Source organism: Pseudomonas sp. GW821-FHT02A08 (assembly GCF_059422045.1).
This window is the reverse complement of sequence record NZ_JBWKWD010000001.1, coordinates 249,875-276,676: the sequence shown is the minus strand read 5'-3', so window position 1 is coordinate 276,676 and position 26,802 is coordinate 249,875. Positions and strand designations below refer to the sequence as shown.

Annotated in this window: 22 protein-coding genes and 1 pseudogene; 15 read left to right on the top strand and 8 right to left on the bottom strand. The window is 61.4% G+C overall.

The window, feature by feature from the left end; translation table 11 throughout:
- Positions 1-132 precede the first annotated feature (132 nt).
- The 6 genes from lepA (at position 133) to pdxJ (ending at position 6,213) form a co-directional block, all read left to right on the top strand.
- Positions 133-1,932: a translation elongation factor 4 gene (gene lepA / locus AC07W4_RS01205; RefSeq protein ID WP_150754497.1), complete on the top strand. Its 1,800-nt coding sequence runs from the start codon at positions 133-135 to the stop codon at positions 1,930-1,932.
- A gap of 5 nt (positions 1,933-1,937) precedes the next feature.
- Positions 1,938-2,792 carry a signal peptidase I gene (lepB, locus tag AC07W4_RS01200; RefSeq protein ID WP_057716283.1) on the top strand — a complete coding sequence of 285 codons (855 nt, stop codon included), beginning with the start codon at positions 1,938-1,940 and terminating at the stop codon, positions 2,790-2,792.
- 184 nt (positions 2,793-2,976) lie between these two features.
- Complete coding sequence (gene rnc, locus AC07W4_RS01195; protein WP_008053221.1) at positions 2,977-3,666, top strand: ribonuclease III; 690 nt, start codon at positions 2,977-2,979, stop codon at positions 3,664-3,666.
- Positions 3,659-4,561, top strand: coding sequence for a GTPase Era (era, locus tag AC07W4_RS01190; protein ID WP_007973959.1), 903 nt, complete (start codon positions 3,659-3,661; stop codon positions 4,559-4,561). The genes rnc and era overlap by 8 nt, the downstream gene beginning before the upstream one ends.
- Positions 4,562-4,733: 172 nt before the next feature.
- Positions 4,734-5,417, top strand: a complete 684-nt coding sequence (gene recO, locus AC07W4_RS01185; RefSeq protein ID WP_495031215.1) for a DNA repair protein RecO — start codon at positions 4,734-4,736, stop codon at positions 5,415-5,417.
- 49 nt (positions 5,418-5,466) lie between these two features.
- Positions 5,467-6,213, top strand: a complete 747-nt coding sequence (gene pdxJ / locus AC07W4_RS01180; protein ID WP_008053219.1) for a pyridoxine 5'-phosphate synthase — start codon at positions 5,467-5,469, stop codon at positions 6,211-6,213.
- 127 nt (positions 6,214-6,340) lie between these two features.
- Here pdxJ and mltF read toward each other — a convergent pair whose 3' ends face one another.
- Complete coding sequence (gene mltF / locus AC07W4_RS01175; RefSeq protein ID WP_495031214.1) at positions 6,341-7,801, bottom strand: membrane-bound lytic murein transglycosylase MltF; 1,461 nt, start codon at positions 7,799-7,801, stop codon at positions 6,341-6,343.
- Positions 7,802-8,086: 285 nt separating this feature from the next.
- On the opposite strand from mltF, the gene purL reads away from it, so the two are divergent.
- Both purL and AC07W4_RS01165 read left to right on the top strand, forming a co-directional pair.
- Positions 8,087-11,983, top strand: coding sequence for a phosphoribosylformylglycinamidine synthase (purL, locus tag AC07W4_RS01170; RefSeq protein ID WP_495031213.1), 3,897 nt, complete (start codon positions 8,087-8,089; stop codon positions 11,981-11,983).
- Between the two features lie 5 nt (positions 11,984-11,988).
- On the top strand, positions 11,989-12,300 hold the full coding sequence (locus tag AC07W4_RS01165) for an NGG1p interacting factor NIF3 (RefSeq protein WP_495031212.1): 312 nt from the start codon (positions 11,989-11,991) through the stop codon (positions 12,298-12,300).
- A 201-nt stretch (positions 12,301-12,501) separates the two neighbouring features.
- Here AC07W4_RS01165 and nagE read toward each other — a convergent pair whose 3' ends face one another.
- The 7 genes from nagE to AC07W4_RS01130 all read right to left on the bottom strand — a co-directional run bounded on the left by nagE (position 12,502) and on the right by AC07W4_RS01130 (position 21,441).
- Entirely contained in the window at positions 12,502-14,217 is a 1,716-nt protein-coding gene (gene nagE / locus AC07W4_RS01160; protein ID WP_495031211.1) for an N-acetylglucosamine-specific PTS transporter subunit IIBC, read from the bottom strand.
- Positions 14,218-14,246: 29 nt separating this feature from the next.
- Positions 14,247-16,763 (bottom strand): phosphoenolpyruvate--protein phosphotransferase, encoded by a 2,517-nt coding sequence (gene ptsP / locus AC07W4_RS01155; protein WP_495031210.1) that lies wholly within the window; start codon positions 16,761-16,763, stop codon positions 14,247-14,249.
- A gap of 153 nt (positions 16,764-16,916) precedes the next feature.
- Positions 16,917-17,939: an SIS domain-containing protein gene (locus tag AC07W4_RS01150; protein ID WP_495031209.1), complete on the bottom strand. Its 1,023-nt coding sequence runs from the start codon at positions 17,937-17,939 to the stop codon at positions 16,917-16,919.
- A complete protein-coding gene (nagA, locus tag AC07W4_RS01145) occupies positions 17,920-19,026 on the bottom strand; it encodes an N-acetylglucosamine-6-phosphate deacetylase (RefSeq protein ID WP_495031208.1) in 1,107 nt (368 codons plus the stop codon). The genes AC07W4_RS01150 and nagA overlap by 20 nt, the downstream gene beginning before the upstream one ends.
- 48 nt (positions 19,027-19,074) lie before the next feature.
- Positions 19,075-19,806 (bottom strand): GntR family transcriptional regulator, encoded by a 732-nt coding sequence (locus AC07W4_RS01140; RefSeq protein ID WP_495031207.1) that lies wholly within the window; start codon positions 19,804-19,806, stop codon positions 19,075-19,077.
- Between the two features lie 458 nt (positions 19,807-20,264).
- Positions 20,265-20,768, bottom strand: a complete 504-nt coding sequence (locus AC07W4_RS01135) for a L,D-transpeptidase family protein (RefSeq protein WP_007982819.1) — start codon at positions 20,766-20,768, stop codon at positions 20,265-20,267.
- A gap of 121 nt (positions 20,769-20,889) precedes the next feature.
- A complete protein-coding gene (locus tag AC07W4_RS01130) occupies positions 20,890-21,441 on the bottom strand; it encodes an NUDIX hydrolase (RefSeq protein ID WP_008016748.1) in 552 nt (183 codons plus the stop codon).
- Between the two features lie 147 nt (positions 21,442-21,588).
- Between AC07W4_RS01130 and AC07W4_RS01125 the strand changes: the two genes are divergently transcribed.
- The 7 genes and pseudogenes from AC07W4_RS01125 (at position 21,589) to guaB (ending at position 26,791) form a co-directional block, all read left to right on the top strand.
- Positions 21,589-22,188 carry a CoA pyrophosphatase gene (locus AC07W4_RS01125; RefSeq protein ID WP_008053214.1) on the top strand — a complete coding sequence of 200 codons (600 nt, stop codon included), beginning with the start codon at positions 21,589-21,591 and terminating at the stop codon, positions 22,186-22,188.
- Between the two features lie 45 nt (positions 22,189-22,233).
- Entirely contained in the window at positions 22,234-22,758 is a 525-nt protein-coding gene (locus tag AC07W4_RS01120) for a gamma carbonic anhydrase family protein (protein WP_008053213.1), read from the top strand.
- The gene (locus AC07W4_RS01115; RefSeq protein WP_495031206.1) at positions 22,755-22,970 is read left to right on the top strand and encodes a DUF1289 domain-containing protein; all 216 of its coding nucleotides are present in this window, start codon (positions 22,755-22,757) and stop codon (positions 22,968-22,970) included. The genes AC07W4_RS01120 and AC07W4_RS01115 overlap by 4 nt, the downstream gene beginning before the upstream one ends.
- A gap of 149 nt (positions 22,971-23,119) precedes the next feature.
- Positions 23,120-23,194, top strand: a pseudogene (locus AC07W4_RS01110) (preQ0 transporter); the annotation flags it as partial.
- 78 nt (positions 23,195-23,272) lie between these two features.
- A complete protein-coding gene (purT, locus tag AC07W4_RS01105) occupies positions 23,273-24,454 on the top strand; it encodes a formate-dependent phosphoribosylglycinamide formyltransferase (protein ID WP_046040988.1) in 1,182 nt (393 codons plus the stop codon).
- Positions 24,455-24,655: 201 nt separating this feature from the next.
- The gene (locus tag AC07W4_RS01100) at positions 24,656-25,204 is read left to right on the top strand and encodes a sugar ABC transporter ATPase (RefSeq protein WP_095964850.1); all 549 of its coding nucleotides are present in this window, start codon (positions 24,656-24,658) and stop codon (positions 25,202-25,204) included.
- Between the two features lie 117 nt (positions 25,205-25,321).
- Positions 25,322-26,791 carry an IMP dehydrogenase gene (gene guaB / locus AC07W4_RS01095; protein ID WP_008053208.1) on the top strand — a complete coding sequence of 490 codons (1,470 nt, stop codon included), beginning with the start codon at positions 25,322-25,324 and terminating at the stop codon, positions 26,789-26,791.
- The last annotated feature ends 11 nt before the right edge of the window (positions 26,792-26,802 follow it).

The following is a 26,802-nucleotide window of genomic DNA, read 5'->3' as shown; positions in this document are numbered from 1 at the left end:
CCTTGTCGCAAGACCGGGGCGTTTTTGTAGGCACCGTCTGACCTGCGAACGTGACGCTTGCGCCGTGGATCAGGTACAATTCCCGGCTATTTTTCGGCGGGCCATGCCTGCAGCCTTTTTGAGTGTTGATCCGTGAGTGATTTGAGTCATATCCGCAATTTCTCCATCATCGCCCACATTGACCATGGCAAGTCGACGCTGGCCGATCGCTTCATCCAGATGTGTGGCGGCCTCGCCGAGCGCGAAATGGAAGCCCAGGTCCTGGACTCCATGGACCTCGAGCGTGAACGCGGGATCACCATCAAGGCGCACAGCGTCACCCTGTATTACAAGGCTCGCGACGGTATCAACTACCAGCTGAACTTCATTGATACCCCCGGCCACGTTGACTTCACCTATGAGGTGAGCCGTTCGCTGGCCGCCTGTGAAGGCGCGCTGCTGGTGGTCGATGCCGGTCAAGGCGTTGAAGCGCAGTCGGTTGCCAACTGCTACACGGCGATCGAGCAGGGCCTGGAAGTGATGCCGGTGCTGAACAAGATCGACCTGCCACAGGCCGATCCGGACCGCGTCAAAGAAGAAATCGAAAAAATCATCGGCATCGATGCCACCGATGCGGTCGAGTGCTCGGCCAAGACCGGCCTGGGCGTCGACGAAGTGCTCGAACGCCTGGTCGCCACCATTCCTGCACCGACCGGCAACTACGAAGATCCGCTGCAAGCGTTGATCATCGACTCCTGGTTCGACAACTACCTGGGCGTTGTTTCCCTGGTACGTGTGCGCCACGGTCGTGTGAAGAAGGGCGACAAGATCCTGGTCAAGTCCACCGGCAAGATCCACCTGGTAGACAGCGTCGGTGTATTCAACCCGAAGCACACCCCTACCGCTGACCTCAAGGCCGGTGAGGTGGGCTTCATCATCGCCAGCATCAAGGACATTCACGGTGCGCCAGTGGGCGACACCCTGACCTTGAGCACGACGCCGGACGTTGATGTACTGCCAGGCTTCAAACGTATTCAGCCGCAGGTTTACGCCGGTCTGTTCCCGGTCAGCTCCGACGACTTCGAAGATTTCCGCGAAGCCCTGCAAAAACTCACGCTCAATGACTCGTCCCTGCAGTACACCCCGGAAAGTTCCGACGCCCTGGGCTTCGGTTTCCGTTGCGGGTTCCTCGGCATGCTGCACATGGAAATCATCCAGGAGCGCCTGGAGCGCGAGTACAACCTGGACCTGATCACCACGGCGCCGACGGTAATTTTCGAGCTGCTGCTCAAGACCGGTGAGACGATCTACGTCGATAACCCGTCGAAGCTCCCGGACCTGTCCTCGATCGAAGACATGCGCGAGCCGATCGTGCGCGCCAATATTCTTGTGCCGCAAGAGCACCTGGGCAACGTCATTACCCTGTGCATCGAAAAACGTGGTGTGCAGGTTGACATGCTGTTCCTCGGTTCCCAGGTACAAGTGACCTACGACCTGCCGATGAACGAAGTGGTGCTGGACTTCTTCGATCGCCTGAAGTCCACCAGTCGCGGCTATGCTTCGCTGGACTACCATTTCGATCGTTATCAATCGGCCAGCCTGGTGAAACTGGACGTGCTGATCAACGGTGACAAGGTCGACGCCCTTGCGCTGATCGTGCACCGTGACAACTCGCACTACAAAGGTCGCCAGTTGACCGAGAAGATGAAAGAACTGATTCCGCGGCAGATGTTCGACGTGGCAATCCAGGCCGCCATTGGCGGGCAGATTGTGGCGCGGACAACCGTCAAGGCGCTCAGAAAGAACGTATTGGCCAAATGCTACGGTGGTGACGTCAGCCGTAAGAAGAAGCTGCTGGAAAAGCAAAAGGCCGGTAAGAAACGCATGAAGCAGGTCGGCAACGTGGAAATTCCACAGGAAGCCTTCCTTGCCGTGCTCAGGTTGGATAGTTAGGTCCTATGTCGCTAAATTTCCCGCTGTTGCTGGTCATTGCCGTGTTCGTCTGCGGCCTGTTGGCGTTGCTCGATCTGTTGATCCTGGCCCCGCGTCGGCGTGCCGCCATCGCGTCCTATCAGGGCAGCGTCAGCCAGCCTGACATGGTCGTGGTCGAGAAGCTGAACAAAGAGCCGCTGCTGGTTGAATACGGCAAGTCGTTCTTCCCGGTGTTGTTCATCGTGCTGGTGCTGCGTTCGTTCCTGGTGGAACCGTTCCAGATTCCTTCCGGTTCGATGAAGCCAACCCTGGATGTCGGCGACTTCATCCTGGTGAGCAAGTTTTCCTACGGGATCCGCTTGCCGGTGATCGACAAGAAAGTCATCGAAGTCGGTGATCCGCAGCGCGGCGACGTCATGGTGTTCCGCTACCCGAGCGACCCGAACGTCAACTACATCAAGCGTGTGGTTGGCTTGCCGGGCGACACGGTTCGCTACACCGCCGACAAGCGCCTGTTCGTCAACGGTCAATCGATTGCCGAACAACTGGTCGGCTCCGAGCCGGGCACGCTGGGCAGCGCTGAGCTCTACAAGGAAAAACTCGGGGTGGCCGAGCACATGATCCGCAAGGAAATGAGCCGCTACCGCGCCATGCCGGACCATTCGTGGACCGTGCCGGCCGGGCACTACTTCATGATGGGCGACAATCGCGACAATTCGAACGACAGTCGCTACTGGGATGATCCGAACATTCCCAAGGATCTGCTGGGCATGGTTCCCGACAAGAACATCGTCGGCAAGGCCTTTGCGGTCTGGATGAGCTGGCCGGAACCCAAACTCAGCCACCTGCCGAATTTCTCGCGGGTTGGCCTGATCAAGTAATCAGACACGGCGCTGTTGAACACAGCGCCGAATGCATTTCTGGAACCGGCACAATGGGCGCCAGAGGCATGAAAACAATGATATTCAGGACGTTATTTTTGAACACAGCTTTAATTGTCCCAAGCCTGCGCCGCCTTACGGCGATGGCGGTGGAATCCAGCCACGAACTCAGCGTGGGTAAATCGTGAGCGTCTCCTTAAGCCGTCTAGAGCGTCAGCTCGGCTACACCTTCAAGGATCAGGAACTGATGGTCCTGGCCCTGACTCACCGCAGCTTTGCCGGGCGCAACAACGAACGCCTGGAGTTCCTCGGTGATGCCATCCTCAACTTCGTCGCCGGTGAGGCGTTGTTCGAGCGATTCCCTCTGGCCCGCGAAGGCCAGTTGTCGCGTTTGCGCGCGCGTCTGGTCAAAGGTGAGACCCTGGCCGTACTGGCCCGTGGTTTCGATCTGGGCGAATACCTGCGCCTGGGCTCGGGCGAGCTGAAAAGTGGCGGTTTCCGTCGCGAGTCGATTCTGGCCGATGCCCTCGAAGCATTGATCGGTGCGATCTACCTCGATGCCGGCATGGAAATGGCCCGCGAGCGTGTGCTTGCCTGGCTGGCCGGCGAGTTTGAAGGCCTGACACTGGTCGACACCAACAAAGATCCAAAGACCCGCCTGCAGGAGTTCCTGCAGTCCCGTGGTTGTGAGCTGCCGCGTTACGAAGTGGTGGATATCCAGGGTGAGCCGCATTGCCGGACGTTCTTCGTCGAATGCGAAATCATCTTACTGAATGAAAAAAGCCGAGGTCAGGGTGTGAGCCGTCGTATTGCCGAACAGGTAGCGGCCGCCGCAGCACTGATTGCCCTGGGTGTGGAGAATGGCAATGACTGATACAAACGCAACTCGCTGTGGCTATGTTGCCATCGTCGGCCGTCCGAACGTGGGCAAGTCCACGCTGCTGAACCACATCCTGGGTCAGAAGCTGGCGATCACCTCGCGCAAACCGCAAACCACCCGTCACAACATGCTCGGTATCAAGACCGAGGGCGATGTGCAGGCGATCTACGTCGACACCCCCGGTATGCACAAGGGTGGCGAGAAGGCCCTGAACCGCTACATGAACAAGACCGCTTCGGCGGCGTTGAAAGACGTCGACGTGGTGATCTTCGTGGTCGACCGCACCAAGTGGACCGAAGAGGACCAGATGGTTCTCGAGCGCGTCCAGTACGTGACCGGCCCGCTGATCGTGGCGTTGAACAAGACCGATCGCATCGAAGACAAGGCTGAGCTGATGCCGCACCTGAGCTGGTTGCAGGAGCAGTTGCCGAATGCGCAGATCATCCCGATTTCCGCACAGCACGGGCATAACCTCGATGCACTGGAGCGCGTGATTGCCGAGCACCTGCCGGAAAACGATCACTTCTTCCCGGAAGACCAGATCACCGACCGCAGCAGCCGTTTCCTCGCCGCGGAGCTTGTGCGCGAGAAAATCATGCGCCAGATGGGCGCCGAGCTGCCGTACCAGATCACCGTTGAAATCGAAGAGTTCAAGCAGCAGGGCAAGACCCTGCATATCCATGCCCTGATCCTCGTCGAGCGCGATGGCCAGAAGAAAATCATCATTGGCGACAAGGGCGAGCGCATCAAGCGTATCGGCACCGAAGCGCGCAAGGACATGGAGCTGCTGTTCGACTCCAAGATCATGCTCAACCTGTGGGTCAAGGTTAAGGGCGGCTGGTCCGATGACGAGCGGGCATTGCGTTCGTTGGGTTACGGCGACTTGTAAACCCGATTGGCATTGCACCGTAGAACCCTGTGGGAGCGGGCTTGCTTGCGAAGAGGATGTAACATTCAGCAGTGATGTTGACTGTTACGCCGCCTTCGCGAGCAAGCCCGCTCCCACATTGGTTTTGGGTTGTATGTAAAACGGCATTCCTTCATTGAGCACTGCGATTTTTATGTCCCAACCCATCGCCCAACTCGCCTACGTCCTGCACTCCCGCGCCTATCGCGAAAACAGCGCTTTGGTGGACTTCCTCACGCCGCAAGGTCGGCTGCGGGCGGTGTTGCGCAGTGCACGGGGCAAGGCCGGGACGTTGGCGCGGCCGTTCGTGCCGCTGGAAGTCGAGTTCCGGGGCAAGGGCGAGCTGAAGAATGTCGGGCGCATGGAGAGTGCCGGGGTTTCCACCTGGCTCAATGGCGAGGCGCTGTTCAGTGGGCTTTATCTCAATGAGCTGCTGATTCGCCTGTTGCCCGCTGAAGATCCGCTCCCTTCGGTGTTCGATCATTACGCCGCCACCTTGCTGGCCTTGGCCGAAGGTCGCCCACTGGAGCCCTTGCTGCGCTCCTTCGAGTGGCGTTTGCTCGATGACCTCGGCTACGGTTTTTCCCTGACTGCTGATATTCATGATCAGCCCATCGCGCCGGACGGTGTGTACCGCCTGCAAGTGGATGCGGGGCTGGAACGGGTCTATCTGCTGCAGCCTGGCCTGTTCAATGGCGCCGAGCTGTTGGCCATGGCCGAAGCCGACTGGTCCGCCCCCGGCGCTCTGTCCGCCGCCAAGCGCCTGATGCGCCAGGCGTTGGCCGTTCACCTGGGCGGCCGTCCGCTTGTCAGTCGCGAGCTGTTTCGCAAGCCCTGATCACACCGTATGCTGTGCACCGAACTTTCTCTTCTTCTGGAGCGCTTCCGTGACCACCAGCACCCGTATTCTTCTTGGCGTGAACATCGACCACGTTGCCACCCTGCGTCAGGCCCGGGGCACCCGTTACCCGGACCCGGTCAAGGCGGCACTGGACGCGGAAGAGGCGGGCGCCGACGGCATCACCGTGCACCTGCGTGAAGACCGTCGGCACATTCAGGAGCGCGACGTGCTGCTGCTCAAGGACGTGCTGCAAACCCGCATGAACTTCGAAATGGGTGTCACCGAAGAAATGATGCAGTTCGCCGAGCGCATTCGTCCGGCGCACATTTGCCTGGTGCCGGAAACCCGTCAGGAACTGACCACTGAAGGCGGTCTGGACGTGGCGGGGCAGGAAGCGCGTATCAAGGCGGCGGTCGAGCGCCTGTCGAAGATCGGCTCCGAAGTGTCGCTGTTCATCGATGCCGATGAGCGCCAGATCGAAGCCTCCCGCCGTGTCGGCGCGCCTGCCATCGAGCTGCACACCGGGCGTTATGCCGATGCCGAGACGCCGACCGAAGTCGCCGAAGAGCTCAAGCGTGTGGCCGATGGCGTTGCGTTTGGTTTGGCCCAGGGCCTGATCGTCAATGCTGGCCATGGCCTGCACTATCACAACGTTGAAGCCGTGGCGGCGATCAAGGGCATCAACGAGCTGAACATCGGCCATGCGCTGGTGGCCCATGCGCTGTTCGTTGGCTTCAAGTCGGCGGTTTCGGAGATGAAGGCGCTGATTCTGGCGGCGGCTGCCAAGGCCTGAAGAACGACACAAAACCAATGTGGGAGCGGGCTTGCTCGCGAAGGCGGAGTGTCAGTCAACGGAGATGTTGAATGATAAGCCGCTTTCGCGAGCAAGCCCGCTCCCACATTTGATCCAGGTTGTTCTGTCAGAGCGGCGAAGGTTCCTGCGCCGGCTTGCTCTTGTCGATCCCCGGAACAAGCAGTTTGCCCTCGGCGACCTGATCGCCCTCAAGCTGCGGCTGGGTTACCCAGGTCAGGATGTCGTAGTAGCGACGGATGTTTGCCACGAAATGCACCGGTTCGCCACCACGGGCGTAGCCGTATCGGGTTTTGCTGTACCACTTCTTTTCCGACAGACGCGGCAGGATCTTCTTCACATCCAGCCATTTGTCCGGGTTCAACCCTTCCTTGGCCGCCAGTTTGCGTGCGTCATCCAGGTGGCCGCTGCCGACGTTGTAGGCCGCCAGGGCAAACCAGGTCCGGTCCGGCTCCTGAATCGAATCGTCGAGCTGGTCTTTCATGTAGGCCAGGTACTTGGCGCCGCCCATGATGCTCTGCCTGGGGTCCAGGCGGTTGGACACGCCCATGGCCTGCGCGGTGTTCTGGGTCAGCATCATCAGGCCGCGCACGCCGGTCTTGGACGTGACCGCCGGTTGCCACAACGACTCCTGGTACCCGATGGCCGCCAGCAGGCGCCAGTCGACTTTCTCTTTCTTGGCGTACGACTTGAAGTGCTGTTCGTACTTGGGCAGGCGTTGCTGCAAGTGTTGGGCAAACGTGGTGGCGCCCATGTAGCCGAGGACGTCGACATGCCCGTAGTAGCGGTCCTTGAGGCGTTGCAGGGTGCCGTTCTTCTTGACCTTGTCGAGGTAGTCGTTGATTTCGTTGAGCAGGCTGTTGTCGTCGCCCGGGGCGACGGCCCAGCTCTGGTTGCTGGCGTCACCGAGGTCGAAGGCGACCCGGATGTTGGTGAAGTACACCTGGTTCATCGCCACTTCGTTGGAGTCGACCAGGGTCAGGTCGATCTGACCTTCGTCCACCATGCGCAGGAGATCGACGACCTCGACCGCGTCAGACTCTTCGTATTCGATGCCGGGAAACTTCTGTTTCAGCTGCGCCAGTTGTTCGGCGTGGGTGCTGCCTTTGAGCACCATGATCTTCTTGCCCACCAGATCCTTCGCATCGGTCGGCCGTGACTGGCCGTTGCGGTAGATGATCTGCGGGGTGACTTCCAGATAGGAGTGGGAGAAGCGCACCTGCTTCTTGCGCTCTTCGCTGCTGACCAGGCCGGCCGCCGCCAGCACCGGGCCATTGGGCTTGCCGACCTGGTTGAACAGGTCATCGAGGTTGTCGGCGGTCTCGATCTTGAGCTCGACCCCCAGATCGTCGGCGAAGCGCTTCACCAGCTCGTATTCGAAGCCGGTTTCACCGTTGCGATCCTGAAAGTAGGTGGCGGGGCTGTTACGGGTAACCACCCGCAGCACACCATCCTCCTTTACGCGCTCGAGCGTGTTGGGTTTATCAACACAGCCACCGAGCATCAGGAAGAGTCCGGTTGCGATCAGCCATTTGGCGTACCGCGGACGCAAAGCCGTTGGGAAAAACATCTGCGCAGTATACGCAAAGGACCACGGGCGCCATATCTCGACAGCGAGGGGGTTGTCTGCTAGAGATCACAAAACCGGCCGAAACCCCGCAGGAATGGGCTTTGCCTGCATTTTGTTACAGTAAAAATAAGCTGTCGCCACACGCCCAATTAATCTGACTTTCGAGGCAGAAACACAGATCGACACCCGAGTGCAACCGTGCGTAGCGTTTCGGGTGATGTCGCGGGCTGTTTAGGCTAGAATGCACGGCCTCAAAGCACACCCCTTCCCGAGGCTGTCCCGAAGATGTTGATCCTGCGCGGCGCTCCTGCCCTTTCTGCCTTTCGCCACAGCAAACTCCTTGAGCAACTGAGCCAGAAGGTTCCGGCTGTCAGTGGCCTGTATGCTGAATTCGCTCACTTCGCCGAAGTTACCGGCGTCCTGACCGGCGACGAACAGCAGGTGCTTGCGCGCCTTCTGAAGTACGGTCCAAGCGTTCCGGTACAGGAACCGACCGGTCGTCTGTTTCTGGTGCTGCCGCGTTTCGGCACCATCTCGCCATGGTCGAGCAAGGCCAGCGACATCGCTCGCAACTGTGGCCTGGCGAAAATCCAGCGCCTGGAGCGCGGTATTGCGTTCTACGTGGCCGGCCAGTTCAGCGACGCTGAAGCCCGGCTGATCGCCGACGGTCTGCACGACCGCATGACCCAGATCGTCCTCGGCAACCTCGAACAGGCTGCCGGCCTGTTCAGCCACGCCGAGCCAAAACCCCTGACCGCCATCGATGTGTTGGGTGGCGGCCGCGCCGCGCTGGAAAAGGCCAACACCGAGCTGGGCCTGGCCCTGGCCGAAGACGAGATCGACTACCTGGTCAACGCCTTCGTCGGCTTGAAGCGCAACCCGCACGACATCGAACTGATGATGTTCGCCCAGGCGAACTCCGAGCACTGCCGTCACAAGATCTTCAACGCCAGTTGGGACATCGACGGCGAGAGCCAGGAAAAAAGCCTGTTCGGCATGATCAAGAACACCTACGTGATGCATAGCGAAGGCGTTCTGTCGGCTTACAAGGACAACGCTTCGGTGATCGTCGGCTCCGTGGCCGGTCGTTTCTTCCCGGACCCTGAAACCCGCCAGTACGGCGCGGTGCAGGAGCCGGTGCACATCCTGATGAAGGTTGAAACCCACAACCACCCGACCGCGATCGCCCCGTTCCCGGGCGCGTCCACCGGTTCCGGCGGCGAAATCCGCGACGAAGGCGCGACCGGTCGTGGCGCCAAGCCGAAGGCCGGCCTGACCGGCTTCACCGTGTCCAACCTGCAGATCCCGGGCTTCGAACAGCCGTGGGAAGTGCCGTACGGCAAGCCTGAGCGCATCGTGACCGCGCTGGACATCATGATCGAAGGCCCGCTGGGCGGCGCTGCGTTCAACAACGAATTCGGTCGTCCGGCCCTGACCGGCTACTTCCGTACCTTCGAACAATCGATTACCACCCCGCACGGTGACGAAGTTCGCGGTTATCACAAGCCGATCATGCTGGCTGGCGGCATGGGCAACATCCGTGAAGAACACGTCAAGAAAGGCGAGATCGTCGTCGGCTCCAAGCTGATCGTGCTCGGCGGCCCGGCGATGTTGATCGGCCTGGGTGGCGGCGCGGCTTCTTCCATGGCCACCGGCACCAGCTCGGCAGACCTCGACTTCGCTTCGGTACAGCGCGAAAACCCGGAAATGGAACGTCGCTGCCAGGAAGTCATCGACCGTTGCTGGCAGCTGGGCGACAAGAACCCGATCAGCTTCATCCACGACGTGGGTGCGGGCGGTCTGTCCAACGCCTTCCCGGAACTGGTCAACGACGGCGACCGTGGTGGCCGTTTCGAACTGCGCAACATTCCAAACGACGAGCCGGGCATGGCCCCGCACGAAATCTGGTCCAACGAATCCCAGGAACGTTACGTTCTGGCGGTCGGTCCGGCTGATTTCGAGCGCTTCAAGGCGATCTGCGAACGTGAGCGTTGCCCGTTCGCCGTGGTCGGTGAAGCCACTGCCGAACCGCAGCTGACCGTGACCGACAGCCACTTCGGCAACAGCCCGGTGGACATGCCACTGGAAGTGCTGCTGGGCAAGGCTCCACGCATGCACCGTTCGGTGGTTCGTGAAAACGAGCTGGGCGACGATTTCGATCCGTCGACCCTCGACATCGCCAACTGCGTCGAGCGCGTTCTGCATCACCCGGCCGTGGCCAGCAAGAGCTTCCTGATCACCATCGGCGACCGCACCATCACCGGCCTCGTGGCCCGTGACCAGATGGTCGGCCCGTGGCAAGTGCCGGTGGCCGACGTTGCCGTCACCGCCACCAGCTTCGACGTCTACACCGGTGAAGCCATGGCCATGGGCGAGCGCACTCCGCTGGCACTGCTGGACGCCCCGGCGTCGGGCCGCATGGCCATCGGTGAAACCCTGACCAACATTGCGGCTTCGCGCATCGGCAAGATCTCCGACATCAAGCTGTCGGCGAACTGGATGTCGGCGGCCGGTCACCCGGGTGAGGACGCACGCCTGTACGACACCGTGAAAGCGGTCGGCATGGAACTGTGCCCTGAGCTGGGTATCACCATTCCGGTGGGCAAGGACTCGATGTCCATGGCCACGCGCTGGAACGATGAAGGCGTGGACAAGTCCGTCACGTCGCCAATGTCGTTGATCGTGACCGGTTTCGCGCCAGTGACTGACATCCGTCAGACCCTGACCCCGCAACTGCGCATGGACAAGGGCACCACCGACCTGATCCTGATCGATCTGGGTCGTGGTCAGAACCGCATGGGCGCCTCGATCCTGGCTCAGGTTCACGGCAAACTCGGCAGTCAGGCTCCGGACGTCGATGACGCCGAAGACCTCAAAGCCTTCTTCGCGGTGATCCAGGGCCTCAACGCCGACGGTCATCTGCTGGCTTACCACGACCGTTCCGACGGTGGTCTGCTGACCAGCGTTGTCGAGATGGCCTTCGCCGGTCACTGCGGCCTGAGCCTGAACCTCGACGGTCTGGCGGAAACCAGCGCCGACATCGCCGCCATCCTGTTCAACGAAGAGCTGGGCGCCGTGATCCAGGTTCGCCAGGACGCTACCCCGGACATCCTCGCGCAGTTCAGCGCTGCCGGCCTGGGTGACTGCGTGTCGGTGATCGGTCAGCCAGTCAACAATGGCGAGATCGGCATCACCTTCAACGGTGACACCGTATTCGAAGGCCAGCGCCGTCTGCTGCAACGCCAGTGGGCCGAGACCAGCTACCAGATCCAGCGTCTGCGTGACAACGCCGACTGCGCCGAGCAAGAGTTCGACGTGCTGCTGGAAGAAGACAACCCTGGCCTGAGCGTCAAGCTGAGCTACGACATCAACCAGGACATCGCCGCGCCTTACATCAAGAAAGGCATTCGCCCACAGGTTGCCGTACTGCGTGAGCAGGGCGTCAACGGTCAGGTGGAAATGGCGGCTGCGTTCGATCGCGCCGGTTTCAACGCAATCGATGTGCACATGAGCGACATTCTGGCCGGCCGTGTCGACCTGAACGAGTTCAAGGGTATGGTCGCCTGCGGTGGCTTCTCTTACGGTGACGTGTTGGGTGCCGGTGAAGGCTGGGCGAAATCCGCGCTGTTCAACAGCCGTGCCCGCGATGCGTTCCAGGGCTTCTTCGAACGTAACGACAGCTTCACCCTCGGCGTGTGCAACGGTTGCCAGATGATGTCCAACCTGCACGAGCTGATCCCGGGCAGCGAGTTCTGGCCGCACTTCGTGCGCAACCGTTCCGAGCAGTTCGAAGCCCGTGTTGCCATGGTGCAGATCCAGGAGTCGAACTCGATCTTCCTGCAGGGCATGGCCGGTTCGCGCATGCCGATCGCCATCGCCCACGGTGAGGGCCATGCCGAGTTCTCCAGCGAAGAGGCACTGCTGGAAGCCGATCTGTCCGGTTGCGTGGCGATGCGTTTCGTCGACAACCACGGCAAGGTCACCGAAAACTACCCGGCCAACCCGAACGGCTCACCGCGCGGGATCACCGGTCTGACCAGCCGCGACGGTCGCGTAACGATCATGATGCCGCACCCGGAACGTGTGTTCCGCGCCGTGCAGAACTCGTGGCGTTCCGATGACTGGAACGAAGATGCACCGCTGATGCGCATGTTCCGTAATGCTCGTGTGTGGGTGAACTAAGCGCTGTGTACAAGCTCAGCTTTTTTGTTCCCGACAGTCATGTCGACGTGGTCAAGAGTGCCGTGTTCGCCGCCGGTGGCGGGCGGATCGGTGCTTACGACCACTGTGCATGGCAGGTGTTGGGCCTTGGCCAGTTTCGTCCACTGGATGGCAGTCAGCCGTTCATTGGCGAGGCAGGGCAGGTCGAGCAGGTCGAGGAATGGAAGGTTGAGCTGGTGGTGGCGGATGAGTTGATTCGCCCGGTGGTGGCGGCTCTGAAGCAGAGCCATCCCTACGAGACACCGGCTTATGAAGTCTGGCGACTGGAGGATTTCTGATTCTCCGGTGCTGAAATGAAAAACCCGCTGAAAGTGATTTCAGCGGGTTTTTTGTTGCTTGCGATTCAAAGGATGTACACCGATCCAGTGTGGGAGCGGGCTTGCTCGCGAAGGCGTTCTAATCGGCAACATTGATGCTGAATGTGATGGCCTTTTCGCGAGCAAGCCCGCTCCCACATTGGTTCGGTGTGTTTCCGAAATCTAGACCTTGGCACTGACTTCGCTACGATTGACCAATGCTTCCAATGCATCACTCAAACTCGGCGCCTTGTCACCAATCAGCAGATGCCAAACGCCACCGTCCAGCTGACTCACACCCTGGCAACCCAGCGCTTTCAAATCACATTCCGACAAGGCCTTGCCATCGGCCAGTTGCAGGCGGATGCGGGTCATTGCGATGCAATCGAGTTGCAGCACATTGTCGCCACCGCCCAGCGCATTGAGCCATTGCTGCGCCTCGGGTGTCGCCACGGCGGCAGGTTGCGTTGCCTCGATTTCTGCCGCCGGTGAAGACACGATGGCGCGACCCAACGCCGGCATCGCCAGGCGAATCTCGTCGGCGATGGCATCGGCCATCGGCCCGACCACCACCTGCAAACTCCCGCCCTTGCCCGGACGCACCACGGCCATGGCGCCGAGCGCTTTCAAATCTGTATCCGAGGCCTTGTGGCGATCCACCATGTCCAGGCGCAAGCGCGTGGTGCAGGCGCCGACGGTGATCAGGTTTTCGGCACCGCCCAGGGCCTTGATGTAAGCCCCGGCGCGTTCATTGTCGGCCACCGCCACCTGCGGGGCGGCAGCGCTGGTTTCGCGGCCCGGTGTCTTCAGGTCGAAACGACGGATGCAGTAATCGAACACCATGTAATAGATCACGGCATACGCCAGGCCCACCGGGAACACCAGCCAGCCGTTGGTGGATTTGCCCCAGCCCAGCACCATGTCGATGAAGCCGCCGGAGAACGTGAAGCCCAGGTGAATGTTCAGCGCATTGGTGATGGCCATCGACAGACCGGTCAGCAACGCATGCAGCAGAAACAGCAGCGGCGCGAGGAACATGAAGGCGAATTCGATCGGCTCGGTCACGCCGGTCAGGAACGCGGTCAGGGCCATTGACAGGAAAATCCCGCCCATCACCTTGCGTCGTTCCGGCAGGGCGTTGCGGTACATTGCCAGGCACGCGGCGGGCAGGCCGAAGATCATCATCGGGAACATGCCGGTCATGAACTGACCGCCTTTCGGGTCACCGGCGAAGTAGCGCGACAGGTCGCCGGTGACCAGCGCACCGGTGGTGGGGTCGGTGAAATTGCCGAACACGAACCACGCCATGTTATTGAGGATGTGGTGCAGGCCAGTGACGATCAGCAGGCGGTTGAACACGCCGAAGACGAACGCACCGATGCTGCCACTTTCCATCATCAGTGTGCCGAAGCTGTTGATGCCGTGCTGGATCGGCGGCCAGATGTAGCCGAACACTACGCCCAGGCCCACAGCGGCGAACCCGGTGACAATCGGCACGAAACGCCGGCCACCGAAGAATGCCAGGTATTCCGGTAGCTTGATGTCCTTGAAACGGTTGTACAGCGCGCCGGCCATCAGACCGCTGACGATCCCGGCGAGCATGCCCATGTTGATGCTCGGGTCGAGCACTTTGAGCGTGGCGATCATCACCAGGTAGCCGATCACCCCGGCAAGCCCCGCCGTACCGTTGTTGTCTTTGGCGAAACCGACCGCGATGCCGATGGCGAAGATCATGGCCAGGTTGGCGAAAATCACCTGACCGGCGTCGTGGATGATCGCGATGTTGAGCAGGTCGGTATCGCCCAGGCGCAGCAGCAGGCCGGCAATCGGCAGGATCGCGATTGGCAGCATCAGTGCGCGGCCGAGGCGTTGCAGGCCTTCAATAAAGTATTGGTACATGGCGGTTCTCCCTGGATTCTTGTTGTTCTTTAGCTCAGAGGCCAATGCTGGTGGCAGGCATGACGCACGGCGCTGGCACTGCTCAGCTTGAGCAGGCCCAGGCTGATGCGCCGGCATTCGCTGGCATCGAGATGGCGCACGCGGTCCTTGATTTCACCGATCTGTACCGGGCTCACCGACAATTCGCTGACTCCCAGGCCGATCAACACCGGCGTGGCCAGTGGATCGGACGCCAGTGCACCGCACACGCCGACCCAACGTTTGTGCTGCGCCGCACCGGCGCAGGTCTGGGCGATCAACCGCAGCAGGGCCGGGTGCAACGCATCGACGCGTGCGGCGAGACCGGCGTGGTCGCGGTCCATGGCCAGGGTGTATTGCGACAGGTCATTGGTGCCGATGGACAGGAAATCCGCGTGCTCCGCCAGTTGCTCGGCCAGCAGCGCGGCGGCCGGCACTTCAATCATCACCCCCAGCTCCGGGCGTTGCGCCAGACCGAGTTCACCGCACAAGGCGTCGAGGCGCTGGCGAATGTGCAGCAGTTCATCAACTTCAGTGATCATCGGCAGCAGGATCCGGCAGCGTGACAACGGGCGCAGGTGCAGTAGTGCGCGCAGTTGCTGGTCGAGCAGTTCCGGGCGAACCTGGGCCAGACGAATGCCGCGCAGGCCGAGCACCGGATTGGCCTCGGCGGGCAGTGGCAGGTAGTCCAGTTGCTTGTCGCCACCGACGTCGATGGTGCGGATGATCACTGACTTGTCGCCCATGGCATCGAGCACCGCTTGATAAGCCTGGTGTTGTTCCTGTTCATCCGGGGCAGTCAGGCGGTCGACGAAGAGAAATTCGGTGCGCAGCAAGCCGACGCCGTCGGCGCCATTGGCCAATGCGTCTGCCGCTTCCGTGCTGGATGCCACGTTGGCCGCGACTTCAATTTGCAGGCCATCGGTGGTCAGTGCCGTTGTATGCGCCTGGGCCTGTTGTTCGGCGCGGCGTTGTTGCTGTTGCTGTTGCAGCTGGCGCACGTCCGCCAGGCGCTCGGCATTGGGTGTCAGTTCGAGGCGACCGCCGTCGGCGTCCAGCACCACCGGTTGCCCCTGTCGTTGATCCAGCAGCGTCGAACCCAGTGCGACCATGCACGGCAGGCCTTTGCCCCGGGCCAGAATCGCCACGTGGGAAGTCGCACCACCCTCGGCCATACACAACCCGGCGACGTCTTGCTGGCTCAGTTGCAGCAAATCGGAAGGCGTCAGTTCATGGGCCGCGACGATGGCGCCGGCCGGCACGTCGTAATGCCAGGTATCGCCGAGCAATACGCGCAGCACCCGTTGCTTGAGGTCGCGCAGGTCATTGGCGCGTTCGGCGAGCAATGTGCTACCGGTTTGCTGGAGGACTTCGCATTGCGCGTCGATGGCCTGGCTCCAGGCATGAGTCGCGGCCGTGCCTTGGGCGACGGATTGACTGGCGGCGTCCAGCAAGGCCGGATCTTCGAGCAGCGCCAGGTGTGCGGCGAAGATCGCCTCTTCGGCGCTGTCCTTGTGTTTTTTCGCCAAGGCCAGCGTGTGGTCGATGTCGCTGCGCACCTGGCTCAGTGCCGCGTCCAGAACCTGGCGTTGCTGCTGCGGATCATGATGGCCGGCATCCACCGGCAGGCTGATCGCATTCAGGCGAAACAGCGGCCCGCCGACCAGGCCGGGCGCCGCGCAGACGCCGTGCAACACACCGGCTTCGGCGGGGCGATTGCGTTGGGCAATCGTCGGTGGCGCGGTGGCGTGACTGTCTTCGGCCAAGGCTGTGGATAACGCGGTCAGCAAGGCTTGCAGCGCGGCTTCGGCATCCGGGCCTTGGCAACTGACCTGGACTTCTGCCTGCTCGCCGATGGCCAGCCCCATCAGGCCGATCAGGCTGTCGCAGGTTGCCGACTTGCCGGCGAAATGCAGCCGCGATTTGCTTTTGAAACCTTGCGCGGTCTGACGGATCAACGCGGCCGGCCGCGCGTGCAGACCACCACGGTGAGCAATGCGTGCGAGGCCGACAATCTCTGCGCCGGCAAACTCGACATCGACCTCTGCGGTCGATGTCTGTCGACGAATGATGTGCAGCAGCGGCTCACCGACTTTCACCGATTTGAGGGTGATGGGCCGCGCCTGAAAGTCCTGGCTGTTAGTGAGGATCAGCAGGCTGACCAGGCTTTTGCACTGTTGCGCGACCTTGTCCAGGTCGTAGCGCAGCAGGGGTTGGCCATTGGCGACGCGCGCACCTTCCTTGACCAGCATGGAGAAACCCTGACCCTGCAATTCGACCGTGTCGAGGCCCAGGTGCAGGAGCAATTCCGCGCCGTTGTCGGCTCGCAGGGTCACCGCATGACCAGTGCGGGCGACATGCACCACCACGCCCGCGCAGGGGGCGTGAAGCGTGTCGTTGAGCGGATCGATGGCGATGCCGTCACCCATGGCGCCGCTGGCAAACACCGGGTCCGGGACTTTGGCGAGCGTGAGCACCGGGCCGCTGAGCGGGGCGCTTAAAGTCAGCTCTTTATTGTTGTTGTGCATGGCTCGGTCTCATAAAAATGCAGTTCAGATCAACTCGCGATCCTTCTGTAGGAGCGAGCTTGCTCGCGAAGAACCTGAGAACAACGCGTTCATTCAGGAAACACGCGTTATCGTTAACGTCCATCGCGCGCAAGCTCGCTCCTACAAGGGGGGTTAGTGCGTACGAGTGACTTTGCTCAAGTGCCGTGGCTGGTCCGGGTCCATGCCGCGGGCCACGGCCAGGCCGGCGGCCATCACGTAGAAACTCTGGATCGCCAGAATCGGGTCGAGTGCCGGGTGTTCGGCGCGGGTCAGCGTCAGGTCGCGTTCGGGCACGTCATCCGGTGCGGCCAGCAGGACACGGGCGCCGCGCTGGCGCATGTCGGCCGCCAGGCTCAGCAAACCGGCCTGCTCGGCACCCCGTGGGGCGAACACCAGCAGCGGGTAGTTGTCGCCGATCAGGGCCATCGGGCCGTGACGGACCTCGGCGCTGCTGAAGGCTTCGGCCTGGATCGCCGAGGTTTCCTTGAACTTGAGCGCGGCTTCCTGGGCGATGGCAAAACCGGCGCCACGGCCGATCACCATCAGCCGCTGGCAATCGCGCAAGGCGTCGATGGCCGGGCTCCAGTCCTGTTGCGCGGCGTCGCGCAGGCCATCGGGTAAGGCAGAGCCGGCCTCGAGCAGTTCGGCGTCTTCTTTCCAGTGGCCAATCAGCCGGGCGCTGGCGCTGAGGGTGGCGATAAAACTCTTGGTCGCGGCGACGCTGCTTTCAGTGCCGGCACACAGCGGCAGGCTGAATTCACAGGCTGCTTCGAGCGGCGAGTCCTCGGCATTGACCAGCGAAATGCTCAAGGCACCGCGCTTGCGCAACAGGCGCAGGCTGTTGACCAGGTCCGGGCTTTGCCCCGATTGCGAAAAAGCGAATGCCGCCTGGCCGCTGACCTTCAACGGTGCCTGCTGCATGGTCACCACTGACATCGGCAACGACGCCACCGGGATGCCCAGCAGTTGCATGGTCAGGTAGGCGAAGTAGCTGGCGGCGTGGTCGGAGCTGCCGCGGGCCACGGTCATGACCACTTGCGGCGGCTGACGGCGCAGGCGTCCGGCGATCTCGATCAACTGCGGGTCGAGTTGTTGCAGCTGGGCTTGCACGGCCTCGAACGAGGACAGCGCCTCTTCAAGCATTTTTGAAGTCAATGTCTTCTCCTTCGACCATGACAGCGGTCAGTTTCAGTGAGCGATCCAGCCGCACGCAGTCGGCCCAGGCCCCCGGTTGCAGGCGCCCGCGTTCGGTGATGCCGAGGTAGTCGGCGGGGAATTGCGACAGGCGCTGCGAGGCTTCGGCGATGGGCAGGCCGATCTTCACCAGATTGCGCAGGGCCTGATCCATGGTCAGGGTGCTGCCGGCCAGGGTGCCGTCGGGCAGGCGCACGCCGCCCAGGCATTTGGTCACGGTGTGGCTGCCGAGTTTGTATTCGCCGTCGGGCATGCCGGCGGCGGCGGTCGAGTCGGTGACGCAGTACAGGCACGGGATCGAACGCAGGGCCACGCGGATCGCACCGGGATGCACGTGCAGCAAGTCCGGAATCAGTTCGGCGTATTGGGCGTGGGCCAGTGCCGCGCCGACGATCCCCGGTTCGCGGTGATGCAGCGGGCTCATGGCGTTGTAGAGGTGGGTGAAGCTGCTGGCGCCGGCTGCCAGCGCAGCCACGCCTTCTTCGTAACTGCCCAGGGTGTGGCCGATCTGCATGCGGATGCCGCGGGCGCTGAGGTCACGGATCAAGGCGTCGTGGCCGGCAATTTCCGGGGCAATGGTGATCACCCGGATCGGTGCGAGCGCCAGGTACGCTTCGACTTCGGCCATCAGCGCGGTGTGGGCGAAGTTGGGTTGCGCGCCGAGTTTGCCGGGGTTGATGTAGGGGCCTTCGAGGTGCACGCCGAGCACCCGGGCGCAGCCTTGGGGTCGCTGCTCACAGAATTCGCCGACGGCCTTGAGCACGCGCAAGATCTCTTCGTTCGGTGCGGTCATGGTGGTGGCCAGCAGCGACGTGGTGCCGAAGCGTACGTGGGTGCGGGTGATGGTTTCGAAGGCCGGCGTGCCCTCCATGATGTCTTTGCCGCCGCCTCCGTGCACGTGCAGGTCGATGAAGCCCGGCAGCAGGTACGGCAGATCGTTGTCCGCTGGATCGCAGGACACGCCTTCGATGGCGACGACCTTGCCGTGTTCGTGAACCAGCCGGCCGCGAACCCAGCCGTCGGGGGTGAGGATGTTGTCTTCGGACATGTGGGGATCTCGGTGTTTAGCGACGCAGCTCTTTATCTACGAAACTCTTTATCTACGAAGCTCTGCGACAAAGTCGTAGTAGTCGTTGCGGCAATAGGTGTCGGTGACTTCGATCGGTGTGTTGTCTTCCAGGTAGCCGACCCGTGTCATCAGCAGCATGGCGGTGCCGGGGGCGATACCGACCAGCGCGGCGAACTCGTCCGAAGCGTTGATCGCCTGGATATGCTGCAAGGCGCGGACAACCGGTTTGCCGATGCCGTCGAGGAATTGGTAGAGGGAGTCGCCGATCATTTGCGGCTTGGGAATGATCGAGGCGGGCAGGGTGCTCATCTCGATAGCCATCACGGTGTCGTCGGCTTTACGCAGGCGTTTGAGGCGCACGACTTTGTCGTTGGGCGACAGGCCGAGGCGGATCAGTTCTTCGTGGGTCGGCAGGGTGATTGTCCGCTCCAGCCATTGCGAACTGGGAACAAATCCCTTGAGGCGCAGCATTTCACTGAAGCTTGAAAGGCGCGACAGCGGTTGTTCGAGGCGCGGCGTGATGAAGGTGCCGGAGCCCTGGTTGCGACGGATCAGGCCTTGTTCGAGCAGCACTTCCAGCGCCTTGCGGGCAGTGACGCGGGAGATGCCCAGTGTCTCGCTCAGGTTGCGCTCCGAAGGCATGGCCTGCTCGGCTTTCCACTGGCCGGCATGGATCGCCGCTTCCAGGTTGCGCGCCAGTTGCAGGTAGAGCGGCGTGGGCTGGGTGTCGTCGGGGCGCAGGGCGTGGAGATCGTTCATGGCGGTGTCCGGGGCGGATATTGGAGTGTTGTCACCCTTGAATGGAGCAAAAACTAATACCACTTAAATACCATGTCAATGCCACTGACTGGCAGGGGCGCAGTAAATCAGGCTCTGAAGAGCGATTGAAATGGGAAGGTGTTCGAAGTGGTATTAGAGGTTGGGAGTTCAATAGCAAAGATCGCAGCCTGCGCCAGCTTCTGGGAAGGGAACTGGTATCTCCCCGGCAGGTGCTGTCGCAGGCCGCGATCTATTGAATTTATTTTTTCGAGGGCGACCGACGGTGGCGGTCAGAGGAGGAATTTCGACCTGTAGCAGCTGGCGAAGCCTGCGTTCGGCTGCGTAGCAGTCGTAAAACCTGAGTGCGAAGTATTCCTGACACAACGCGTCGGCTGATTTCACGACTGCTTCGCAGCCGAACGCAGGCTTCGCCAGCTGCTACAAGGTGGGTGGTGCTATTACGGACGAATCTCGATCATCGTGCCGTCCGGCACCAGGTTCCAGACTTCGCGCATGTCCATGTTGCGCATGGCGATGCAGCCGTCGGTCCAGTCCAGGGTGTGGAACAGGTCTTCCGGGGTGTCTTCGCTGTCCGGGGTGCCGTGGATCATGATCATGCCGCCGGGCTCGACGCCTTCACGACGGGCGCGGGCAGAGTCGCTGATGTTCGGGTAGGAAATGTGCATCGCCAGGTTGAAGCGGTCGCTGATCTTGCGCCAGTCGACCCAGTAGAAACCTTCCGGGGTGCGCTTGTCGCCTTCCATCAGCTTGGGCCCCTTGGGGCGCTTGCCCAGGGAAATGCGATAGGTCTTGAGCGGCTTGCCGTCATTGATCAACTGCAATTGATGGGAAGACTTGAGAATCAGGATCTTCTCGATGACCTTGCCGTCCAGGGTTTCCACGGCAGAAGCCTGGGACACCGTGACGAACGACAAACAGAACAGGGCAAGCAACCAGCGCATTGAAACGATTCCCCAGGAGGTGTCGCGACTATTTATGTATAGAAGTTTTTGCAGGAGCTGCCGCAGGCTCGTGCCGCGTTCGGGCGGTCTTTCGGCGCCTTTGAGTGATGCCGGGATGACATCAGATAATGGCAGGCTGAGCAAGTGGCGGGATCGATTCAGACCGAACGGGATAGACCTCGGTCCGCCGGTCAGCGAAGAAGCATTCTAAGGTACGGCCCACCGTGCGGAAAGCCAGCTCATCCCATGGAATGTCCGCTTCGTCGAATAGTTGCACTTCCAGGCTCTCGGGGCCGGCGGAAAAATCCAGGTCCGCCAGTTCGGCACGGAAGAACACATGCACCTGGCTGATGTGCGGCACGTCGATCAGGGTATAGATGCTCAGGTTGCGCACCCGGGCGCAAGCTTCCTCGGCGGTTTCGCGAATGGCTGCCTGCTCGATGGTTTCGCCGTTCTCCATGAAACCGGCGGGCAGGGTCCAGTAGCCGCGACGTGGCTCGATGGCTCGCCGGCACAACAACACCTTGGTGCCCCAAGTCGCCACGCAGCCGGCGACGATGTTGGGGTTCTGGTAGTGAATGGCCTGACAGCTGTCGCAGACAAAACGCAGGCGCGAATCGCCCTCGGGAATGCGCTGGGTTACCGGGTTACCGCACTGGCTGCAAAATTTCATGCTGGGGTTCCTGAATGCTGCGCCTATCTTGGCGTGCGGCAGTGCCGGTCGGCAAGTTGTCGTTTCGCGACATGGGACGGTTGCGGGGGTTGGGCGGCCGCAGCGATTGGTGCATGATGCCGGGTAAGGCACAAATCGAGAACACTCATGCTGGACGAGCTACTGCATCGGGTTAGTAACCACACTCCACGCACACTGGAGACCGATCGTCGTTTTCCCGAGGCCGCGGTGCTGGTGCCCATCACCCGCAGTGACGAGCCCGAGCTGGTGTTGACCCTGCGTGCCAGTGGCCTGTCGACCCATGGCGGCGAAGTCGCCTTCCCCGGTGGTCGCCGCGACCCCGAAGATCCCGACCTGATTTTCACCGCCCTGCGTGAAGCCGAGGAAGAAATCGGCCTGCCGCCGGGGCTGGTCGAGGTGATCGGCCCGCTCAGCCCGCTGATCAGCCTGCATGGCATCATGGTCACGCCCTATGTCGGGGTGATCCCGGATTTTGTCGAATACCGGGCCAACGATGCCGAGATCGCCGCGGTGTTCAGCGTGCCTCTGGAGTTCTTCCGCAAAGACCCCCGCGAACATACCCATCGCATCGACTATCAGGGCCGCAGCTGGTACGTGCCGAGCTATCGCTTTGGCGAATACAAGATCTGGGGGCTGACGGCGATCATGATCGTCGAGTTGATCAACCTGCTGTATGACGCCAAAATCAGCCTGCATCAGCCTCCCAAAAGCTTTATCAATATCTGAAGCCATCGTTCGAATGGCACTGCCCGAGCCCTGAGGAAAACAACAATGAAATACCGCCTGGGCGACGCCCGTGTCGAAACCCATCCACAGAGCTGGGTCGCCCCCAATGCCGTGCTGGTGGGCAAGGTCAAGCTGGAAGAGGGCGCCAACGTCTGGTTCAACGCCGTGCTGCGCGGCGACAACGAATTGATCCTGATCGGCAGGAACAGCAACGTCCAGGACGGCACCGTGATGCACACCGACATGGGCTACCCGCTGACCATCGGTACCGGCGTGACCATAGGCCACAACGCCATGCTCCACGGCTGCACCGTCGGCGACTACAGCCTGATCGGCATCAACGCGGTGATTCTCAATGGCGCGAAGATCGGCAAGAACTGCATCATCGGCGCCAACTCGCTGATCGGCGAAGGCAAGGAGATTCCGGACGGCTCGCTGGTCATGGGCTCGCCCGGCAAAGTGGTGCGCGAATTGACCGAGCCGCAAATCAGGATGCTGGAAGCCAGCGCTGCTCACTACGTGCACAACTCGCAGCGCTATGCCCGCGACCTGGCCGAGCAGGAAGAATGACTGCCGCTGAACGCCCGGTAGCATCGCCCTGCGTGAACATTTGTGCGCTGGATGACGATGACATCTGCACCGGTTGCCAGCGCACGGTGGAAGAAATCACCCGCTGGAGCCGCATGGACAACGCCGAGCGGCGCAAGGTGTTGGGGTTGTGTCATGAACGGGCGAAGGCCAGCGGGTTGATCTGGATGCTCAACAAAACACCGAACCGGTAGCAGCTGGCGAAGCCTGCGTTCGGCTGCGAAGCAGGCGCAAATTCTGAGTCCCCAGTCTTCCAGAAAGTCCGCGTTGCCTGATTCCACGACTGCTGCGCAGCCGAACGCAGGCTTCGCCAGCTGCTACAAGGATTGCGTTGCATCATGGTTCGAAGTTCGCCGGGGTCGCCGCCGTGTGGCTGATCATGGCCTGGCGTCTGCGCAAACAGGCTGTCGTCGGCTGAAGTTCATGTAAAATGCCGCGCTTTCTCCCTATGGGAAGCGTGCTTCCCTCGATGATCCGCTTCTTTGAGGACCTTCAGATGACCCGTATCGGAACTCCATTGTCGCCCACCGCGACCCGCGTATTGATGTGTGGCTGTGGCGAGTTGGGCAAGGAAGTGGTGATCGAGCTGCAACGCCTGGGCGTTGAAGTGATTGCCGTGGACCGTTACGCCAACGCGCCGGCCATGCAGGTGGCGCACCGCAGCCACGTGATCAACATGCTCGACGGTGCCGCCTTGCGTGCCGTGATCGAAGCCGAGAAGCCGCACTTCATTGTCCCGGAAATCGAAGCCATCGCCACCGCGACCCTGGTGGAACTGGAGGCCGAAGGCTTCACCGTGATCCCGACTGCCCGCGCCGCGCAGTTGACCATGAACCGCGAAGGCATCCGTCGCCTGGCCGCTGAAGAGCTGGACCTGCCAACCTCGCCGTACCACTTCGCCGACACCTTCGAGGACTACAGCAAAGCCGTTGAAGACCTCGGTTTCCCATGCGTGGTCAAGCCGGTCATGAGTTCCTCGGGCAAGGGCCAGAGCTTGCTGCGTAGCGTCGATGACGTGCAGAAGGCCTGGGACTACGCCCAGGAAGGTGGCCGTGCCGGTAAAGGCCGGGTGATCATCGAAGGCTTCATCGATTTCGACTACGAAATCACCCTGCTGACCGTGCGCCACGTCGGCGGCACCACCTTCTGCGCGCCGGTCGGCCACCGTCAGGAGAAGGGCGACTATCAGGAATCCTGGCAGCCGCAAGCCATGAGCCCGGTTGCCCTGGCTGAATCCGAGCGTGTCGCCAAAGCCGTAACCGAAGCCTTGGGTGGTCGTGGCCTGTTCGGCGTCGAACTGTTCATCAAAGGTGATCAGGTGTGGTTCAGCGAAGTCTCGCCGCGCCCGCACGACACCGGTCTGGTCACGCTGATTTCCCAGGACCTGTCGCAATTCGCCCTGCATGCACGGGCCATTCTCGGTCTGCCGATTCCGTTGATCCGTCAGTTCGGGCCTTCGGCTTCGGCGGTGATCCTGGTGGAAGGGCAGTCGACCCAGACCGCTTTCGCCAACCTGGGCGCTGCCCTGAGCGAGCCGGATACCGCGCTTCGCCTGTTCGGCAAGCCTGAAGTCAACGGCCAGCGCCGCATGGGCGTGGCCCTGGCGCGCGACGAGTCGATCGAAGCCGCCCGCGCCAAGGCAACCCGTGCTTCGCAAGCGGTTGTCGTAGAGCTGTAAAACTTCTCGGGCAAGTCTGCAATCCCTGTGGGAGCGGGCTTGCCCGCGAAGGCGTCGGCACATCAAACATGGGTGTTGACTGACCCACCGTCTTCGCGGGCAAGCCCGTTCCCACAGGATCGGTGCCAGGCATCAGGTCCGGGTCGACCTATAATTTGTGGATGCCCAAGACCCTTCATCAAAGCTTCAGGCCTTTACCCCATGAATTCCCAAAGCATCATCGTCCCGAAAATCTCCACCCTGCCGGTGCACGAACCCCGGGCCCGGGCCGTTGTGCGCTGGCTGGTGCGCAAGAACATCATCCAGGAAGAACTGACCACTTGCGGTCGCACCGGCAATCGCATGGCCCACGCCATCGCCGACGGTGCCCGCGCAGTGGTCCTGCACCCCGAAGCCCTGCCGTTCGGCGAGCCGATCAATGGCCTGGAGATCATCACCAAGCGTTGTATCTATACGCCAGCCAAGGGGTTCCTTGAAGAGGCGGGCTGCGCCGAGTGTCGCAAGGAAGTCGGTGAAGCGCTGTTCGAAAGCCTGGAAGACTGGATGCCGGGGCGTACCGACAACTTCACCTGCCCCGAATGCGGGCATGAAGACGACATCAACGGCTTTCTGTTCCTGCAGGAATGCGGCTTCTCCAACCTCGGTTTCATCTTCAATAACTGGGCCGAAGCCGGGTTCAAGCAGAGCTTTCTCGACGAATTCGCCGATTGGCTCGATCAGCCGGTCAGTTGGGTGAAAGTCGAGTTGTAGGCGGCGCCAATCCCCGTATGTCAGTAATGCCAATAATAGACAGAGTTTTACATTGAACCCGAGAGGGTGTCTGACTATAATGGCGCGCTTCCATTTTCCCGCTCGGGAGCCCCCGCGATGCTGCGTATCAGCCAAGAAGCTCTGACATTCGACGACATTCTCCTAGTGCCCGGTTATTCCGAGGTGCTTCCTAACGAAGTCAGTCTCAAGACCCGCCTTACCCGTGGCATCGAGCTGAATATTCCACTGGTCTCCGCCGCCATGGACACCGTCACTGAAGCCCGTCTGGCAATCGCCATGGCTCAGGAAGGTGGTATCGGTATCATCCACAAGAACATGACCATCGAGCAGCAAGCTGCCGAAGTGCGCAAGGTCAAGCGTTACGAAGCCGGTGTGGTCAAGGACCCGATCACCATCGTCGCCGACGCTACCGTGCGCGAACTGTTCGAATTGACCCGCATGCACAATATCTCCGGCGTTCCGGTGCTGCACAATGGCGACCTGGTCGGCATTGTCACCTCCCGTGACGTGCGTTTCGAGAACCGTCTGGAAGCCACTGTCCGTGAAGTGATGACGCCTAAAGAGCGTCTGGTCACGGTCAAGGAAGGCGCCGACAAGAACGATGTGCGTGAACTGCTGCACAAGCACCGCATCGAACGCGTGCTGATCGTCGACGACAAATTCGCCCTCAAAGGCATGATGACCGTCAACGACATCGAAAAAGCCAAGGCTTACCCGCTGGCCAGCAAGGACGATCAAGGTCGTCTGCGCGTTGGCGCTGCAGTCGGCACCGGTAAAGACACCGGTGACCGCGTTGCAGCCCTGGTCGCCGCCGGCGTTGACGTGGTGGTGGTCGACACCGCTCACGGTCACTCCAAAGGCGTGATCGACCGCGTTCGCTGGGTCAAGCAGAACTTCCCTGAAGTGCAGGTCATCGGCGGCAACATCGCCACCGGCGCTGCCGCCAAGGCCCTGGCCGAAGCCGGCGCTGACGCCGTCAAGGTCGGTATCGGCCCTGGCTCGATCTGCACCACCCGTATCGTCGCCGGTGTCGGCGTGCCGCAAATCAGTGCCATCGCCAACGTTGCCGCTGCCCTTGAAGGCACGGGTGTGCCGTTGATCGCCGACGGCGGCATCCGTTTCTCCGGTGACCTGTCCAAGGCCATCGTGGCCGGTGCCTCCTGCGTGATGATGGGCTCGATGTTCGCCGGTACCGAAGAAGCGCCGGGCGAGATCGAACTGTTCCAGGGCCGTTCGTACAAGGCTTATCGCGGCATGGGTTCGCTGGGCGCCATGTCCCAGGCCCAGGGTTCCTCCGACCGTTACTTCCAGGACTCCTCGGCAGGCGCCGAGAAGCTTGTACCTGAAGGGATCGAAGGGCGTGTTCCGTACAAGGGCACCCTGAGCGCGATCATCCACCAGTTGATGGGCGGCCTGCGTTCCTCGATGGGCTACACCGGCAGTGCCGACATCGAAGAGATGCGCACCAAGCCCGAGTTCGTGCGGATCACCGGCGCCGGCATGGCCGAATCCCACGTTCACGACGTGCAGATCACCAAGGAAGCGCCAAACTACCGCGTAGGTTGAGCCTTCAAGCA